At 64.9% G+C, this 15,953-nt stretch carries 16 protein-coding genes; 9 read left to right on the top strand and 7 right to left on the bottom strand.

Translation table 11 applies throughout. The features are described from left to right. The first annotated feature begins 10 nt into the window (after positions 1-10). The 6 genes from LFL96_RS18590 to LFL96_RS18565 all read left to right on the top strand — a co-directional run bounded on the left by LFL96_RS18590 (position 11) and on the right by LFL96_RS18565 (position 4,899). A complete protein-coding gene (locus LFL96_RS18590; protein ID WP_280996657.1) occupies positions 11-928 on the top strand; it encodes an ABC transporter permease subunit in 918 nt (305 codons plus the stop codon). Then, positions 929-1,933 carry an ABC transporter ATP-binding protein gene (locus LFL96_RS18585; protein ID WP_280996656.1) on the top strand — a complete coding sequence of 335 codons (1,005 nt, stop codon included), beginning with the start codon at positions 929-931 and terminating at the stop codon, positions 1,931-1,933. It begins immediately after the preceding gene. Then, positions 1,930-2,949 (top strand): peptide ABC transporter ATP-binding protein, encoded by a 1,020-nt coding sequence (locus LFL96_RS18580; protein WP_280996654.1) that lies wholly within the window; start codon positions 1,930-1,932, stop codon positions 2,947-2,949. The genes LFL96_RS18585 and LFL96_RS18580 overlap by 4 nt, the downstream gene beginning before the upstream one ends. Further along, positions 2,942-4,105: a TraB/GumN family protein gene (locus LFL96_RS18575; protein ID WP_280996653.1), complete on the top strand. Its 1,164-nt coding sequence runs from the start codon at positions 2,942-2,944 to the stop codon at positions 4,103-4,105. The genes LFL96_RS18580 and LFL96_RS18575 overlap by 8 nt, the downstream gene beginning before the upstream one ends. A 201-nt stretch (positions 4,106-4,306) precedes the next feature. Then, positions 4,307-4,585 (top strand): BrnT family toxin, encoded by a 279-nt coding sequence (locus LFL96_RS18570; protein ID WP_280996651.1) that lies wholly within the window; start codon positions 4,307-4,309, stop codon positions 4,583-4,585. A 50-nt stretch (positions 4,586-4,635) separates the two neighbouring features. Continuing rightward, positions 4,636-4,899 carry a BrnA antitoxin family protein gene (locus tag LFL96_RS18565; RefSeq protein ID WP_280996649.1) on the top strand — a complete coding sequence of 88 codons (264 nt, stop codon included), beginning with the start codon at positions 4,636-4,638 and terminating at the stop codon, positions 4,897-4,899. A gap of 43 nt (positions 4,900-4,942) precedes the next feature. On the opposite strand, the gene LFL96_RS18560 is transcribed toward LFL96_RS18565, so the two are convergent. The 6 genes from LFL96_RS18560 to pxpB all read right to left on the bottom strand — a co-directional run bounded on the left by LFL96_RS18560 (position 4,943) and on the right by pxpB (position 11,526). Beyond that, positions 4,943-6,748 carry a tetratricopeptide repeat protein gene (locus LFL96_RS18560; protein WP_280996648.1) on the bottom strand — a complete coding sequence of 602 codons (1,806 nt, stop codon included), beginning with the start codon at positions 6,746-6,748 and terminating at the stop codon, positions 4,943-4,945. Between the two features lie 217 nt (positions 6,749-6,965). After that, positions 6,966-7,922, bottom strand: coding sequence for a DUF979 domain-containing protein (locus LFL96_RS18555; protein WP_280996646.1), 957 nt, complete (start codon positions 7,920-7,922; stop codon positions 6,966-6,968). Continuing rightward, positions 7,919-8,668: a DUF969 domain-containing protein gene (locus LFL96_RS18550; RefSeq protein ID WP_280996644.1), complete on the bottom strand. Its 750-nt coding sequence runs from the start codon at positions 8,666-8,668 to the stop codon at positions 7,919-7,921. The genes LFL96_RS18555 and LFL96_RS18550 overlap by 4 nt, the downstream gene beginning before the upstream one ends. A gap of 293 nt (positions 8,669-8,961) precedes the next feature. After that, on the bottom strand, positions 8,962-9,714 hold the full coding sequence (gene pxpA / locus LFL96_RS18545) for a 5-oxoprolinase subunit PxpA (protein ID WP_280996642.1): 753 nt from the start codon (positions 9,712-9,714) through the stop codon (positions 8,962-8,964). A gap of 109 nt (positions 9,715-9,823) precedes the next feature. Continuing rightward, on the bottom strand, positions 9,824-10,876 hold the full coding sequence (locus tag LFL96_RS18540; protein ID WP_280996641.1) for a biotin-dependent carboxyltransferase family protein: 1,053 nt from the start codon (positions 10,874-10,876) through the stop codon (positions 9,824-9,826). After that, positions 10,873-11,526 (bottom strand): 5-oxoprolinase subunit PxpB, encoded by a 654-nt coding sequence (gene pxpB, locus LFL96_RS18535; RefSeq protein WP_280996640.1) that lies wholly within the window; start codon positions 11,524-11,526, stop codon positions 10,873-10,875. The genes LFL96_RS18540 and pxpB overlap by 4 nt, the downstream gene beginning before the upstream one ends. Before the next feature lie 211 nt (positions 11,527-11,737). Here pxpB and LFL96_RS18530 point away from each other — a divergent pair, with 211 nt between their 5' ends. Next, positions 11,738-12,250, top strand: coding sequence for a winged helix DNA-binding protein (locus LFL96_RS18530; protein ID WP_280996639.1), 513 nt, complete (start codon positions 11,738-11,740; stop codon positions 12,248-12,250). A 46-nt stretch (positions 12,251-12,296) separates the two neighbouring features. Here LFL96_RS18530 and LFL96_RS18525 read toward each other — a convergent pair whose 3' ends face one another. After that, complete coding sequence (locus tag LFL96_RS18525; protein ID WP_280996638.1) at positions 12,297-12,839, bottom strand: 5-formyltetrahydrofolate cyclo-ligase; 543 nt, start codon at positions 12,837-12,839, stop codon at positions 12,297-12,299. Positions 12,840-12,916: 77 nt separating this feature from the next. Between LFL96_RS18525 and LFL96_RS18520 the strand changes: the two genes are divergently transcribed. Together LFL96_RS18520 and LFL96_RS18515 are read left to right on the top strand one after the other, a co-directional pair. Further along, positions 12,917-14,884 carry a lytic transglycosylase domain-containing protein gene (locus tag LFL96_RS18520; protein WP_280996636.1) on the top strand — a complete coding sequence of 656 codons (1,968 nt, stop codon included), beginning with the start codon at positions 12,917-12,919 and terminating at the stop codon, positions 14,882-14,884. Between the two features lie 92 nt (positions 14,885-14,976). Next, positions 14,977-15,930 (top strand): complex I NDUFA9 subunit family protein, encoded by a 954-nt coding sequence (locus LFL96_RS18515; RefSeq protein ID WP_280996635.1) that lies wholly within the window; start codon positions 14,977-14,979, stop codon positions 15,928-15,930. Positions 15,931-15,953: the final 23 nt, after the last annotated feature.

Here is a 15,953-nt window from a genome sequence, read left to right as displayed (position 1 = left end):
AAAGACGACCATGGCAGACATTCAAAACACAGTCCCCCAATCGGTCACGCCACCCAGTGGCCGTACGATCGCCGCCCGGGAGTTCTGGGCGAATTTCTCGCGCAATCGTGGCGCCGTCGGCGCCGGCATCATCGTGCTGGTGCTGATCTTCATCGCGATTTTCGCGCCGTTGATCGCGCCGCATAGCCCGATCGAGCAATACCGCGACTTCGTGAAGATTCCGCCCGCGTGGCTCGACGGCGGCAACTGGAAGTTCATTCTCGGCACCGACGAAGCGGGCCGCGACATCCTCTCGCGTCTGATGTACGGCGCGCGGCTGTCATTCTGGATCGGCTTCGTTTCCGTGGTGCTCGCGCTGATTCCGGGCATCGTGCTCGGATTGATCGCGGCGTTCTTCGAGAAGTGGGCCGACACGCCGATCATGCGCATCATGGACGTGCTGCTCGCGCTGCCCTCGCTGCTGCTGGCGGTGGCGGTGGTGGCGATCATCGGTCCCGGCCTCGTCAACACGATGCTGGCAATCGCGATCGTCGCGCTGCCGGGCTATGTGCGGCTGACGCGCGCCTCGGCGCAGGGCGAGTTGCAGAAGGAATACGTGACGGCTTCGCGCGTGGCGGGCGCCGGCACCTTGCGGCTGATGTTCTCGCAAGTGCTGCCGAACTGCACCGCGCCGCTGATCGTGCAGGCCACGCTCGGTTTTTCGTCGGCGATTCTCGATGCGGCCGCGCTCGGCTTTCTTGGCCTCGGCGTGCAACCGCCTTCGGCGGAGTGGGGCGCGATGCTGGCCTCGGCGCGCGATTACATCGACAGCGCGTGGTGGATCGTCACCATGCCGGGTCTGTCCATCCTGATCTCGGTGCTGGCGATCAACCTGCTCGGCGACGGGCTGCGCGATGCACTCGACCCCAAACTGAAACGGATGGCGTAAATGACGAATCTATTGACCATCCGCAACCTGGCCGTGAATTTCAACGGCCTGCCGGCGGTCGACCGCATCAACCTCGACGTCGCCCCCGGCGAAGTGGTCGGCGTGGTCGGCGAATCGGGCTCGGGCAAAAGCGTGACGATGATGGCGCTGATGGGCCTGATCGACGCGCCGGGCAAAGTCACCGCCGACGAAGTCACCTTCAACGGCAAGAACCTGCTGACCGCATCGCCGAAAGAACGCCGCAAGATCATCGGCAAAGATATCGCGATGGTGTTCCAGGACGCGCTCACCAGTCTGAACCCGAGCTACACCGTCGGCTATCAGATCAAGGAAGTGCTGAAGCTGCACGAAGGCCTGCGCGGCAGCGCGCTCGACAAACGCGCGCTCGAACTGCTCGATCAGGTCGGCATTCCCGATCCGAAAGGCCGTATCGGCTCGTTTCCGCACCAGATGTCGGGCGGCATGAACCAGCGCGTGATGATCGCGATGGCGATCGCCTGCAACCCGAAGCTGCTGATCGCCGACGAACCGACCACCGCGCTCGATGTCACCATCCAGGCGCAGATCATGGAGTTGCTGATCAAGCTGCAGAAGGAACGCGGCATGGCGCTGGTGCTGATTTCGCACGATCTGGCGGTGGTGTCCGAGGTCGCGCAACGCGTCGCGGTCATGTACGCTGGCGAAGTGATCGAAACCAACAAGGTGCCGGATATCTTCGCCGCGCCGCATCACCCGTACACGGAAGCCTTGCTGGCGGCGATTCCCGAGCACAATGTCGGCGCGGTCCGGCTGGCTGCGCTGCCCGGCATGGTGCCGGGGCGTGACGACCGGCCCAAGGGTTGTCTGTTCGCGCCGCGCTGCAAATACGTGGGCGACGATTGCACCAAGGCACGGCCGGCGCTCGCGCCGCTGCAAGGCCACGCGGAAGTGGCGCGCGTGCGCTGCATCAAACCCCTGAACCTGAGCGGCGACGCCAACGTTCACACCCATGGAGGCGCACGATGAACGCAGTACTCGAAACGCGGCGCCAGTCGGACCATGCGGGCGATCACGTGCTGGTCGCCGACCAGCTCGCGCGTTACTACCAGGTGAAGCGCGGCATGTTCGCCACGGGCACGGTGAAGGCGTTGAACGGCGTGTCGTTCGCGCTCGAACGCGGCAAGACGTTGGCCGTGGTCGGCGAATCCGGTTGCGGCAAATCGACGCTGGCGCGTCAGCTCACCATGATCGAGGCGCCCAGCGCGGGCCGCCTGATGATCGACGGCGAAGATGTGGCCGGCGCCGATCACGCGAAAATCGCGGCGCTGCGGCGGCGCGTGCAGATGGTGTTCCAGAACCCGTTTGCGTCGCTGAATCCGCGCAAGACCGTCGAGCAGACGCTTGGCGAACCGCTCGCGATCAATACGCAACTCAGCGCGACCGAACGCGCCGAACGCATCGCGCAGATGATGCGCACCGTCGGCCTGCGTCCGGAACACGCGAAGCGTTATCCGCACATGTTCTCCGGCGGCCAGCGTCAACGTGTGGCGATTGCCCGCGCGATGATTCTGGACCCGCAGATCGTGGTGGCCGACGAACCCGTGTCCGCGCTCGACGTGTCGATCCAGGCGCAGATCCTGAACCTGTTCATGGATCTGCAGGACCAGTTCAAGACGAGCTACGTGTTCATCTCGCATAACCTGTCGGTGGTCGAACACATCGCCGACGACGTGATGGTGATGTACTTCGGCGGTGTCGCGGAACTGGGCGACAAGCAGCGGATTTTCTCGAAGCCGCGGCATCCGTACACGCGCGCGTTGATGTCGGCCACGCCGTCCATCTTCGAGGCGGATCGCACGATCAAGATCAAGCTGCAAGGCGAAATGCCTTCGCCGCTGAATCCGCCGTCGGGCTGCACGTTTCATCAGCGCTGCCCGTACGTGATCGAGCGGTGTCGCAGCGAGGAACCGAAGCTGCGCGAAGTGGATGGCCGTCAGGTGTCGTGTCACCGCGCCGAGGAGGTGGGGGACGTGGATGCCTGATGGGGTGGCGGCGCGTCGTCTTACGCGCCGCTCGCGTGATGGCGGCCGCCGTGCCGCTTTCTCGCGGCGCCGGATCGCGCGTGCGCTGACCGGCGCCGCGCTGTACGGCTTGCTGATCGCTGTCGGGTCGAGTCTGCCGGTCGGCGTGACGCCGATCCGTCTCGCGCAGGCCGCTGGCGCCGCGGCGACCGCGCCCGGCCAGGCGGGGCGTCCCACCGCGCCGTTGCCCAGCATGCCGGCGCCGCCGCGCGCCACCCTGCCGGGCTTCAATCCACCGCCCGCCGCGCCGGGCACCACGGCAAGCGGCCCGGTGCGTCAGCAACCGGCACGCATGCCGTTCTATGTCGCGACACGCGGCACCACCACGATTTACGTGCTCGGCACGCTGCACGTCGGCGATCCCGCCGACTATCCGGCGAAGCAGCCGTTTCGCCCGCCGATCATGGGCGCGCTGGCCGCGTCGCCGACGCTGGCCCTCGAACTTTCCCCCGACGAACTGCTGGTCTCGCAGGACGACGTGTCGAAGTACGGCGTCTGCCGGCGCGACTGTCTGCCTGGCCTGCTGCCCGAACCGCTGTGGCGCAAGCTCGCGTTCCGTCTGCGCGGCAATCCCGCCGCGCTGGATGCGATCAAGAAGATGCGGCCGTGGCTCGCCTCGCTGGTGGTCGAAACCTACGATTCGCTGAGCGCCGGCCTGCAGACCGAATACGGCACCGAAGCGCAACTGCAGAACGTCTATATCCGCACGCGCGGCAAGATCGTCGGACTCGAAACCTTGCCGCAACAGATGCGCGCGTTCACCGGTCTGTCGCTTGCGCAGCAGCGCGAGATGCTGGCGCAGGATCTGGTTCAGACGCCCGCGGAAAACGTCGAGGACGTGCGCACGTTGCATCGCTTGTGGCGGGTCGGCGATGCCGACGCGATCGCCGCATGGCAGGCGGCCAAATCCGAAAAACTCGCGCGCGACCGGCGCGTCTCCAATTCGATCGACAACCGCATCGTCTACGAACGGAACCGGCGTTTCGTGTCGCGCATGCTGCTGATCGCCGCGCCGAACAAGCCGGTGTTCGTCGCGATCGGCGCGCTGCATCTGGGCGGCCCGAAAGGGGTGCTGCAACTGCTGCGGCAGCACGGTTTCGTCGTCGACGCGTATTAACCTCCCTCCTCGTTCGATGCAGGACGCACGCGAATTTGCCGTTGCGTCTTAGGTCGGCTAGACCGTTCGGCTAACTTAGGAACGCGCTCCCGCGACGCCAGTCCGACGCTCACGTGTGCCCCAAAAATCATGCGGCACACGCGGCCATGGCGATGCTTTCGCATGCTATGATGTATGTACAAACGTCAATACAGGTGGCGCGTGCTATTTGAATGGGACGAAGCAAAAAATCAGATCAACATCCGTAAGCACGGCATCGATTTCGCCGACGCGATCGACGTCTTCAATCACCCCGTACTCACCGCGCTGGACGAGCGCGAAGACTACGGCGAGGAACGTTGGGTCGCGCTGGGCTGGATAGAGGCTTCAATGGGCGTGGTGGTGTATGTGGAGCGCAGCGAAGATGTGTTGCGGATCATTTCGGCGCGCAAGGCAACGCGTCGCGAAACCCGGCAATACAAGGAACGGGTCTGGCATTGAAGGTGAATGGGGCATCGCGGAAATCGCGACAATCGAGTGGAGGTGAAACCATGAAAAAAAAATCGGCAACAGACTGGAAGCGGCTGGCAGCGGCAAGCGACGAGCAGATCGACACGAGCGAAATGCCCGAACTCGCCGCCGACTTTTTCGAACGCGCCGAGTTGCATCTGCCGCCCAAGCAGACGGTGACCATGCGGATCGACGCGGACGTGCTGAGCTGGTTCAAGGAGCAGGGCCATGGCTACCAGACGCGTATCAACAAGCTGCTGCGCGCTTATATGGTGGCGCAGCAGCAACAGCAACGGCGCACGTGATCGGCGGATGCTGAAGGATGATCGCGTCGGGTGTCTTTTGCTTCTATCGAGCGTCGTCGCGCAACGCAGCGAGCACGTGCTCGACAACTGGTTTCCAGTCGCCCAGCGTGTGCTGCCGAAAAAGCCTCATGCGCGGATACCACGGCGAGTCGTTGCGCGTTTCCAGCCAGCGCCAGTCGGCGTTAGCCGGTAGCAGTAGCCAAACTGGAAGGCCGAGTGCGCCCGCCAGATGCGCAATGCCGGTGTCGACCGAGATCACCAGATCGAGATTCATGATCAGGGCAGCCGTGTCGTCGAAACTCTCCAGTTCCGCAGTGAAGTCATGTGCGCGGAAAGCGGGCGGTGCGTCAGCCAACTGTGCATGCGCGGGACCTTTTTGCAGCGCATACCACGCCACATCGTTCAGTGCGCCTAGCGGGCTCAATTCGGTCAGCGCGATCGAGCGATAGCGGTCGTTGCCGAACGTCGGACTGCCGGCCCAGACGAAACCGACCTTGCGTTTTGTCGGTTGAACGAAACCAGTGCGTTCGCGCCACGCGTCGATCATGCCTGGCTTCGCGAACAGATACGGTATGTCTGCCGGAATGGTGGCCAGCTCCGTGCCGAGACAGGACGGGACGCTCATCATCGGCACCCAGAAGTCGTAGAGGGTATCGGGTTTGCCGCTGAACGCGCGACGCACGCCCGGGATGCGCTCCACCAAAGGCAGTAGCGGTTCGCGTACGCACAGATCAACCGTCGCGCCGAGTCGTGCAAGGACGGATGCGAAACGCAGAAACTGGAAGTGATCGCCGAAACCCTGTTCGCCAACCACCAGCAGGCTGCGTCCATCGAGCGGTTCGCCGCGCCATTCGGCGACGCCGGAAATCGCGAGCGCGTCGTAATCGGCGCGGCGCCAGCGTTGTGCGAATTCCGCCCAGCCTTGCCGGTAGTCGCCACGCTTGAGCAGCAGCCATGCGAGGTTCTGATGTGCGTCCGCGTAGTTCGGGTCGAGCGCCAGCGCGCGGCGGTAGAAAACTTCCTCTTCGGCGAGACGGCCCTGCGCGCCGAGCGAACCGCCGAGACAGACGAGGTGAGTGGGCGTCGGCTTGAGCGCGACTGCCTGACGGTAGTGCGACTCGGCGCCCGCGTAGTCGCCGCGTTTGCCGATCAGGCTGCCGAGATTGACGTGCGCTTCCGCGTAATGCGCATTCAGCGCCAACGCTTGCTCGAAGCTCACGGTTGCCGCTTCGTGATGGCCCAAGGCAAGGTAGGCATTGCCCGCATTGAAATGTGCTTGCGCCGATTGCGGGTCGAGCGAGAGCACGTCGCGGTAGCACGCTAAAGCGTCGTCGAAACGCGCGAGCTTCGCGAATGCCGTGCCGAGATTCAGATGCGCGTCGGCCATCGCGGCATTCAGTGCCAATGCCACGCGATAGTGCTCGATGGCTTCATCGATCGCGCCTTGCGCCTGCAAGGCGACGCCGAGGTTGTTGTGCGCATCGGCGTAATCCGGCTGACGTTGCAGCGCTTCGCGATAGCACACTAGCGCCTGGTCGGGATGGCCGAGCGCGGCGGCCACGAGGCCACGATTGTTCCAGCAGGCGGCGTCGCTGGCGTCGCGTTCGAGCGCAGCGCTCATCAGGCGGGCCGCTCCTTCGTACCCACCATGTTGATAGTGCAGCACGCCGTAGTAGTGAAGCGCGTGCGCATTGACGGGGTCGAGCGCGAGTACGTCGCGATACAGCGAGGCGGCCAGTTCGCTTTGACCTGAGCGATGCGCGGCCAGTGCGATATCGAGCAGCGTGGCGGCGTCGGAGGAAGATGCCGCCACGCTATGCACGTGGTGGACCTGAGACGGATGTTGCATGGGAACCTGCCGGGGCGTGCCGCCGGCGCGCATTGCACGCGCCGGCGAGGGTGGACGGGAAGAGAGGCCCCGCCATCCTAGGTATCGCCCTGCGGACCGACGATCGGACGCATCCTAATTCGGACGCGCAGGTATCGCCTGATGAACCCACATCGTTGGCGCGTCACGACAAGCGCCAGCGGTGTTCCAACTTTCACCGCGTTGCGGTGAAAGCCTCCTACAAAAACATCAGAAAGTTCAGCAGGAAAATATTCACGACGAGCAAGGTGAGCGCGGTCGGAATCTGCACCTTGATCACCGCATTCTTGTCCGGCAATTCGAGCAGCGCGGCGGGCACCATGTTGAAGTTCGCCGCCATGGGCGTCATCAGGGTGCCGCAGTACCCGGAGAACATGCCGATCGCGACCATCACCGCCGGGTTGCCGTGGAACACGCCAACCAGAATCGGCACGCCGACGCCGCCGGTCATCACCGGAAACGCGGCGAAGCCGTTGCCCATCACCATGGTGAACAGCGCCATGCCGATGCAGTACACGGCCACCGCGATGAAGCGGTAGTCGAGGCTGATGTATGCCGTCGTCACGTGCGCGACCGCCTTGCCGACGCCGGCGTCCGAGAACACGAGGCCGAGCATGCCGAGCATCTGCGGCAACACGGCGGCCCACGACAACGCGTCGACCAGGCGGCGCGCCTCCTTCATCGACTGGCCGACGGTGTCGCGCGTCATCACGCAGGCAATCGCGAGCGCGATCACGCAGCCGATACCGAAGCCGATCAGCGTGACATTCGCCTTCTCGATCAGCGGCAAGCCGCCGAATACCAGATGGCTCGCCGACAGCGTGACGACCACGGTGACGACCGGAATGGTCAACGCGGGTACGAACAGCTTGTTGCCCAGGCGCGCGGCGCTGGCCTTGCGCGCTTCCGGCGAAAGCGTCTTCGGCTTGCCCGCGGTCACACCGCCAAAGCCCGCGATCAACGCCATCACGATCACCGCGACGCCGACCACGGCGGGCGGCAACTTGTCGCCGATCAGGAAGATCAGCGCGTAGAGAATCCAGAATCCGCCGGCGGTGAAGCGGCGCGGATGCTCCCTGTCCGAGACGATCATGCCGCCGATCACGAGCAGCACGACGCCCAGCAGCCAGAACAGATAGGTAATCGTGAGCGTCATGCTTTGTCTCCTGCGGCCGATTGCGTCGGCGCCACGGTTGCGTTGCCGGCCACGGCGTTGCCGCGCAATTCGCGTTCGAGTCTGCGGTCGAGCAGATACAGGCGGAAGCCGTGAACGAGGAATGCGCAGATCGCGGTCGGAATGCCCCACACCGCGACGTGAATCGGTTCGACGACGATCCCGGCTTCCTTCAGGAACGTGGTCATCAGCACGATCGCGCCGAATGCGACGAAGATGTCCTCGCCGAAGAACAGACCGACGTTGTCCGTCGCGGCGGAGAACGCGCGCAGTTTGTAGCGCACCGCGTCGCTGAGTTTGCCGAAGCGGGTTTCGGTGGCGCCTTCGGCCATCGGCGCGATCAGCGGACGCACCATCTGCGGATGACCACCGAGTCCGGTCAGCCCGACAGCCGCGGTCAATTCGCGAATCAGCAGATAGACGATCAGCAGACGTCCGGCGGTGGCCGCCTTGATGCCGCCGATCCACGCCTGCGCCCGTTCACGCAGACCATGCCGTTCGAGCAGGCCGATCACCGCGAGCGGCAGGAAAATGATCAACGGGATGTTGCGGGTCTTGATGAAGCCCGTGCCGATTTCGGCGAGGATTTTCTCGGGCGGAAAGTGCGCGGCCAAACCCGTGACGATGGTGGCGACCGCCACGATCAGCATCGGATTGAACCGTAATAAAAAGCCTACGACGATGACGGCCACGCCAATGAGCGGCCATAGACTGACGGTTGTCTGCATCTGGATCTCCAAACAGGGTTTCAACCTTGCCGCTTGTGACGGCTAACGTGTGCCGGCGCGAGGCGATCCGCGCGCCGTTTTGTTGCCGCGGCTCTTGCCGGCCGCGTTGCTTCGAACATCACTTCGAACATCAACCTGCGCTACATCTGCAACGACTTCGGTATGGCTGTGTGTCTGGCGTCTTGCGTCTGGCAAACGCCCCGCGCGAAGCGGGGCGTGGCGGGCATGAATCGAGGCTGCGGCACGACGGTTGAAGGGCGCTGTCCGGTGCATTCACCGACGCGCGCGTTCCGCTAGACGCGCACCGTGCCCGCCGCGTGCACTTCGATGCCGGCATCTTCCAGCGCGTCGCGAATGCGTCGCGCGAAAGCCAGCGCATGCGGACCGTCGCCGTGCAGACAGATGGTCTGCGCGTTCAGCGGCACCCATTGACCGTCGACGGCCTGCACGCGCTGCTCGCGCACCATCGCGAGCGTGCGCGCCAGCACCTGGTTCTCGTCGTCGAGCAGCGCGCCCGGTTCCTTGCGCGGCACGAGCGAACCGTCGGCGCGATAGCCGCGGTCGGCGAACACTTCTTCGACGGCCGTCAGGCCCGCGTTGCGCGCCGCAGTCACGAGCCCGCTGTTGGCCAGCGCGAACACCGCCAGCGACGGATCGAAGTCGTGCACGGCGGAGACGATCGCGTCGGCGATCTTCGGATCGCGCGCGGCCTGGTTGTACAGCGCGCCGTGCGGTTTGACGTGCGCGATGCGCCCGCCCTCCGCCTGCGCGATCGCCGACAGCGCGCCCAGTTGGTACAGCACGCCCGCGTAAATATCGTTGGCCGGCAGGTCCATCTCCTTGCGGCCGAAGTTTTCCGGGTCGTTAAAACTCGGATGCGCGCCGATCGACACGCCTTTTTCCACCGCCCAGCGCACGCAGTCGCGCATGGCGTTGGCGCCGCCGGCGTGCCAGCCGCACGCGATGTTCGCGGAGCTGACGAGGTCGAGCAGCGCCTCGTCGGAGCCGCAGCCTTCGCCGAGGTCGGCGTTCAAATCGATTTCCATGGTGTTCCTCTACTTTCAAAACTACGCCGGGCCGAGCCGGGGTTGGGCATAACGAGAACAGTCCGTTCGGAACCACCTCGCGCGTCGCACCCGCATCGGCGCACGGTTTCTACAGCGCCGCGGCCGCCAGTTGGCGGGCGCAGCGTTCTTCATGCATCGCAATCGCGGCATCGATCTGCCGCAAATACGTGCGTTCCTCGAGCAGAGCCTGACGCGCTTCATGCGGCGTCGTCGGGATGAAGCGGACGGCGGCGTTCAGGCGCACCTGAGCGAGTTTCCACAGATCGGCCTGGATCACCGCGCCGATCTTCGGATAACCGCCGGTGGTTTGCGCGTCGCTCATCAGCACGATCGGCTGGCCGTTCGGCGGCACCTGAATCGTGCCCGGCAACACCGCGTGCGACAGCAGATCGCTCTTTTTCGTGCGCTTGAGCTCGGCGCCCGCGAGGCGATAGCCCATGCGATTGCTGTTGGGCGTAACCAGCCACTCGTCCGACCAGAACGTGTCGTGCGCGGCCTCGGTGAAGCTGTCGTACTCGGGACCGCGCAGCACACGGATCGGCACCGCCCACGGCACCCCCGACGGGTGACGGCCGCGTCGCAGCGGCTCGTGGACCAGCACGAACTTGCACCAGCTGGGCGCTTTCACGCCGAACTCAGGGGCTTCGGGCGTAAAGCCCACGTGGCCGCGCTGCGGCGGCGCACCGACCGGCAGACGATCGCCGTCACGCAACGCGCGGCCGCCGAGTCCGCCGAAGTGGCCGGCGAGATCCGTGCTGCGCGAGCCGAGCATCGGCAATACGTCGATGCCGCCCGCCACGCACACGTAGCCGCGCATGCCGCGCTTTGCCGCGTTCAGCACCAGCTCCTGGCCGGCCTGCACCGGCAGGCTCCACCAGGAGTAGACCGGCTTGCCGTCGAGCGTCGCGCCGAATTCGGTGCCGGTGATGGCGACCCGCGTCGCGCGCAGAAAGCGCAGCACGGTGGGGCCGAAGGTGATTTCCAGACCGGCCGCGTCGGGCCGGTTGCCGACCAGGCGGTTGCCGACTTCGAGCGACAGGCGGTCGAGCGCTCCGCCCATCGCGACGCCGAGATGCCGGTAGCCATGACGGCCGAGATCCTGAATGGTGGTCAACAGACCGGCGCGAATCACGTCGATCATGCGTGTATCCCCGCGATGGTGAAGCGCACCCGGTCGCCCGGTTGCAGCAGCGTGGGCGGCCGGCGCGCCGGGTCGAACAGCGGCAGCTCGGTGCGTCCGATCAACTGCCAGCCACCGGGCGACGTAGCCGGATAGATCCCCGTCTGTTCGCCGCCGATACCGACCGATCCGGCCGGCACTTCGAGCCGCGGCGACGCGCGGCGCGGCGTGTGCAGCGCGGCGTCGAGACCGCCCATATAAGCGAAGCCCGGCTGGAAGCCGAGAAAGAACACCACGTACTCGCCGCTCGAATGACGCTCGACCACCTCGCGCACGCTCAAGCCCGTGTGATTGGCGACGGCCTGCAGGTCGGGGCCGAACTCGCCGCCGTATTGCACCGGAATCTCGACTTCGCGCCCGGCGTCCTGCACCGTGCCGGCTTTCTCCCACGCCGCTTGCAACTGCGCGGCGAGCGCCTCGGGGTCGGCTTCGAGCGGATCGAACACGAGCGTCAGGTTGTTCATGCCCGGCACGACTTCCAGCACATGCGGCCAGTCGTGCGCGGCGGCCGCAGCGGCCCACACGCGCCGCTGACAATCCAGCGTGGCGGGCGGCGGCGCCTCGCAGACTAGCGCGGCATCGCCGAGCGGGAAGATTCTTGGTTGGCTCATGGCTTAACGGCCCTGGTCAAGTCGGAGGAATCGAACACATGGCGGCCCCGTCTGCCTGTGATAACGGCATCGGGCTCACGATGTTTGAAGCGTACATTATCAATAAAATATCAACAATTTCTCAATAAGCGTTTTTGCCAGGCTCGCCGGGACCGGTCGCTCGTCGTACACTCCCGACACCTTTCCACACCGTGAGCCGGGAATCGTCATCATGTCGCGCCATCCCACCAAGATCGTTTCGTCGGAGCACCTCGTGTCCGACACCAGCGCGGAACTGTCCGAACTCGAATACGCGCTGATCATGGCAGGCAACGCATTCAACCGATGGATGGTGCGTTGCATGTCGGCGGCCGGGGACAAGGACATGACCGCCATCGAAGTCTCGCTGCTGCATCACGTCAGTCATCGCGAGCGGCGCAAGAAGCTGGCGGACATCTGCTTCGTGCTGAACATCGAGGACACGCACGTCGCCACCTACGCGTTGAAGAAGCTCGTAGCTAGAGGGTATGTAAACAGCGAAAAGACCGGCAAGGAAGTGTTCTTCTCGGCGACCGACGCGGGCCGCGAGTTGTGCATGCGCTACCGCGAGGTGCGCGAGAGCTGCCTGATTTCGACGTTGAAGGAAAGCGGCCTGACCAATGAACAGATCGGCGACGCGGCGCAGTTGATGCGCAACGCGTCCGGCTTGTACGACACGGCGGCGCGCGCAGCGGCTTCGTTGTAGGTCGAGGTGGTCGCGGATTGATGTGACGGGCGTGAGGCGCGCGGCGTCAGGCTGCCGGTTGCGGATAAAGCGCGGCCTCGGTGACGATCAGATCGAGCGGCATGTCGTGCGCCTCGCGTTGCAGCGCCTGGGTGCGGCACGCTTCATACGCGATGCCGACCGTGACCGGTTGCGCGGCCCCCGGCCAAGCGGCCAGCGTGCGGTCGTAGTAGCCGCCGCCATAGCCGAGGCGAAAACCATCGGCATCGAAACCCACGCAAGGCACGAACAGCAACTCGGGAATCGTCACGCGCCCGGAGGCCGGTTCCGCGATCTTGTGATGACCGATGCGCATCGGCGTATCGGGCGTCCATGCGTGAAACTCAAGTGGCACGCCGCGTTCCCTGACGACCGGCAGCGCGGCTTCGCGCTGCGCATCGGCGGCAAGCCACAGCGCGATCGCGCCGCGCGCGTCGAACTCACCCGCGAGCGGCCAGTAGAACCCCACGCTGCGCACGTCGTAACGCTTCAGCGCATCGAGCACGCGACGCCCGAGCGCGGTGTTGCGAGCAGGCTCGGAAGCCGCTTGCAGTCTGGCTTCCAATAGCATTCGACGCAGCGCCTTTTTCGATTCCGCGGCGGGGTTGCATGCTATGCTTGGGTTCAATTCGCGCTCCAGAAACAACGATGTCAAAACGCCTTTACCGAGTATATCGCGCGGCCGGTCTGGCGCTTGCCGCCGCGGCGCTCGTCGCGTGCAGCACGGCCTCCGCCGTCAAGCCCATTCCCATTTCACAGCTCTCGAACGACGACCAGATTTTCGTCCAGCTTCGCGAGGCCGCGCGCAATAACGATCCAGCGCGCGCCGCGCAGCTCGCGAGCATGATTCCGAGCTATCCCGCGACGTCGTATCTGGAGTACTTCCAGCTCAAGCCGCAACTGTTCGATTCGAGCGGCCACGCGCGGGTCGATGCGCCGGACGCACCGGTGCTCGCGTTCCTGCAGAAGTACGACGGCCAGGCGATCGCCGACCGTCTGCGTAACGACTATCTGACGGTGCTCGGCGCGCGTCACGACTGGCGCAACTTCGACCAGCAATACGCGCGCTTCGTGCTGAACGACGACACGCAGGTGAAGTGCTATGCGCTCGAATCGCGCGCGTCGCGCGGCGAGAACGTGGCCGATGCCGCGCGTGCGCTGCTGGTCGATCCGAAGTGGTACGGCGACGGCTGCGTCGATCTGATCACCGCGCTGGGCGTGAACCGTCAATTCAGCACCGACGACATCTGGCAGCAGATCCGTCTCGCGTACGAACAGAACTACACGGCCACCGGCAGCAAGCTTGTCGACGCCCTCAGCAACCAGCCGCCCGATCCGGTGCTGTTCGGTCAGGCGACGAGCACGCCGCCGCTGTTGCTGGCGCGCGGCGTCGGTCCGGACGCGCAGTCGCATCAACTGGCGTTGCTGGCGATCACGCGCATGGCGCGTAACGATCCGGCCATGGCCGCGGCCACGTTCGCGTCGGTTGCGCCGTCGCTGAGTTCGCCCGAACGCGCGATCGGCTGGGGCACGATTGCGTATCAGGCCGCCGCCAAGCAGATGCCGAGCGCGGTGGACTGGTACCGGCTGTCGGTGAATGCGCCGCTGTCGAACCCGGCGTACGAGTGGCGCACCCGCACCGCGCTGCTGGCCGGCGACTGGACGATGGTGCGCTGGTCGATCGAGCAGATGCCGGCCGCGTTGCGCAATCAGCCGTCGTGGATCTACTGGCATGCGCGCGCGCTGAAGCAGGCCGGCGACACGGCCACCGCGAACCAGGAATTCGATTCGATCTCGCAGGGCTTTAATTTCTACGGTCAACTGGCCGCCGAAGAACTCGGCCAGAAGATCACCGTCCCGCCGAAAACCACCGTCACGGATGCCGAAGTCCAGCAAGCCGGCAATACGCCGGGCTTCGATCTGGCGCAGCGCTTCTACGCGCTGAATCTGCGCCTCGAAGGCAACCGCGAATGGAACTGGCCGCTGCGCAATATGAGCGACCGTCAGTTGATCGCCGCCGCCGAATACGCGCGCCGGATCCAGCTTTACGACCGGACCGTGAATACGGCGGACCGCACGAAGAGCGAGCACGATTTCTCGTTGCGTTATCTGTCGCCGTTCCGCGATATCGTCGAGCGCGATTCGCAATCGAACGGGCTGGATGTGGAGTGGGCGTATGGTTTGATCCGCCAGGAGTCGCGCTTCATCATGAACGCGCGCTCGGAAGTCGGCGCGAGCGGCCTGATGCAGTTGATGCCGGGCACCGCGCAACTGGTCGCGAAAAAGATCGGCCTCGGCCCGATCTCGCGCGAGCAGATGAACGACATCAACACCAACATCCTGCTGGGCACCAACTACCTGTCCATGATCTACAATCAGTTCGACGGGTCCGCCGTGCTCGCCACCGCCGGCTACAACGCCGGTCCGGGCCGTCCGCGCAACTGGCGGCAGTCGTTGCAGCGTCCGGTGGAAGGCGCGATCTTCGCCGAGGCGATTCCGTTCCAGGAAACGCGCGACTACGTGAAGAACGTGTTGTCCAACACCGTCTACTACGCGGCATTGTTCGAAGGCCGTCCGCAATCGCTGAAGGCGCGGCTGGGTTACATCGCACCGTAAGCCGTAAGCGCCGTGCCGCCGCCGCCTCGACCCAAACGAGACGGCGGCGCGCTTCGCCAGCCGTTGCCGCGGCTTCCACCAGGGAGTCGAAAATGCGACATCAAGCCGTTGCGATCATCGGCGGTTCCGGTTTTATCGGCAGCCATCTCGTCAATGCGCTCGTGGAAATGGGCAAAGACGTGCGCATTGCCACCCGGCGCCGCTACAACGCCCGCCACCTCACCCTGCTACCTATCGACGTGATCGAGACCGACGTGTTCGATCCGGTCCAGCTCGCGCGTTTCGTCGAGGGCGCCGATTGCGTGATCAACCTCGTCGGGACGCTGCACGGCAAACGCGGCAAGCCGTATGGCCCGGAGTTCGCGCGCATTCACGTCGAGCTACCCACCAAAATCGTCGCGGCTTGCGAAGGCAAGGGCGTGCATCGGCTGATTCACCTTAGCGCGTTGGGCGCCGATCCGAGCGGGCCCAGCATGTACACGCGCTCGAAGGGCGACGGCGAGAAGGCGGTGCACGCGGCAAATCTGGCGTGGACGATTTTCCGGCCGTCGGTGGTGTTCGGCCAGGAGGACCAGTTCCTCAACAAATTCGCGTTTCTGCAGAAGATGTTCCCGGCCATTCCGCTCGCCATGCCCGACGCGAAATTTCAGCCGGTCTACGTCGACGATGTCGCGAAGGCGATCATGAACACGCTCGATCTCGACGCCGCGAGCGGTCGCACGTACGAACTCGGCGGCCCGACCGTCTACACGCTCGAAGACCTCGTCGCGTATTGCGGCGACGTGATCGGCAAACACGCGCGCATCATCCGTCTACCGGACGCGTTCGCGCGCCTGCAGGCGTTGAGCTTCGAAATGGCGCCCGGCGAACCGGTGATTTCACGCGACAATCTCGATTCGATGAAAGTCGACAACGTGTTGAGCGGGCCGCTCGCGCCCGAACTAGGGATCGAGCCGACCAGCATCGAAACCATCGCGCCGGTTTACCTCACCGGCGCGTCGACGCGCTCGCGCTTCGATACGTTCCGCGCCAGCGCTGGCCGCTAAAATCTCTTTCCCCCTCACGCCAT

The organism is Paraburkholderia sp. D15, assembly GCF_029910215.1.
Taxonomy (GTDB): Bacteria; Pseudomonadota; Gammaproteobacteria; order Burkholderiales; family Burkholderiaceae; genus Paraburkholderia.
Note: the sequence above shows the minus strand (reverse complement) of the source record. Positions and strands in the feature narration are given on the sequence as shown.

Coding starts and splice junctions, on each gene's coding strand:
- LFL96_RS18565 (WP_280996649.1), top strand. CDS start 4,636: ATGAAAAAAAAATCGGCAACAGACTGGAAGCGGCTGGCAGCGGCAAGC.
- LFL96_RS18580 (WP_280996654.1), top strand. CDS start 1,930: ATGAACGCAGTACTCGAAACGCGGCGCCAGTCGGACCATGCGGGCGAT.
- LFL96_RS18560 (WP_280996648.1), bottom strand. CDS start 6,748: ATGCAACATCCGTCTCAGGTCCACCACGTGCATAGCGTGGCGGCATCT.
- LFL96_RS18555 (WP_280996646.1), bottom strand. CDS start 7,922: ATGACGCTCACGATTACCTATCTGTTCTGGCTGCTGGGCGTCGTGCTG.
- LFL96_RS18540 (WP_280996641.1), bottom strand. CDS start 10,876: ATGATCGACGTGATTCGCGCCGGTCTGTTGACCACCATTCAGGATCTC.
- LFL96_RS18575 (WP_280996653.1), top strand. CDS start 2,942: ATGCCTGATGGGGTGGCGGCGCGTCGTCTTACGCGCCGCTCGCGTGAT.
- pxpB (WP_280996640.1), bottom strand. CDS start 11,526: ATGAGCCAACCAAGAATCTTCCCGCTCGGCGATGCCGCGCTAGTCTGC.
- pxpA (WP_280996642.1), bottom strand. CDS start 9,714: ATGGAAATCGATTTGAACGCCGACCTCGGCGAAGGCTGCGGCTCCGAC.
- LFL96_RS18515 (WP_280996635.1), top strand. CDS start 14,977: ATGCGACATCAAGCCGTTGCGATCATCGGCGGTTCCGGTTTTATCGGC.
- LFL96_RS18530 (WP_280996639.1), top strand. CDS start 11,738: ATGTCGCGCCATCCCACCAAGATCGTTTCGTCGGAGCACCTCGTGTCC.
- LFL96_RS18525 (WP_280996638.1), bottom strand. CDS start 12,839: ATGCTATTGGAAGCCAGACTGCAAGCGGCTTCCGAGCCTGCTCGCAAC.
- LFL96_RS18550 (WP_280996644.1), bottom strand. CDS start 8,668: ATGCAGACAACCGTCAGTCTATGGCCGCTCATTGGCGTGGCCGTCATC.
- LFL96_RS18585 (WP_280996656.1), top strand. CDS start 929: ATGACGAATCTATTGACCATCCGCAACCTGGCCGTGAATTTCAACGGC.
- LFL96_RS18590 (WP_280996657.1), top strand. CDS start 11: ATGGCAGACATTCAAAACACAGTCCCCCAATCGGTCACGCCACCCAGT.
- LFL96_RS18520 (WP_280996636.1), top strand. CDS start 12,917: ATGTCAAAACGCCTTTACCGAGTATATCGCGCGGCCGGTCTGGCGCTT.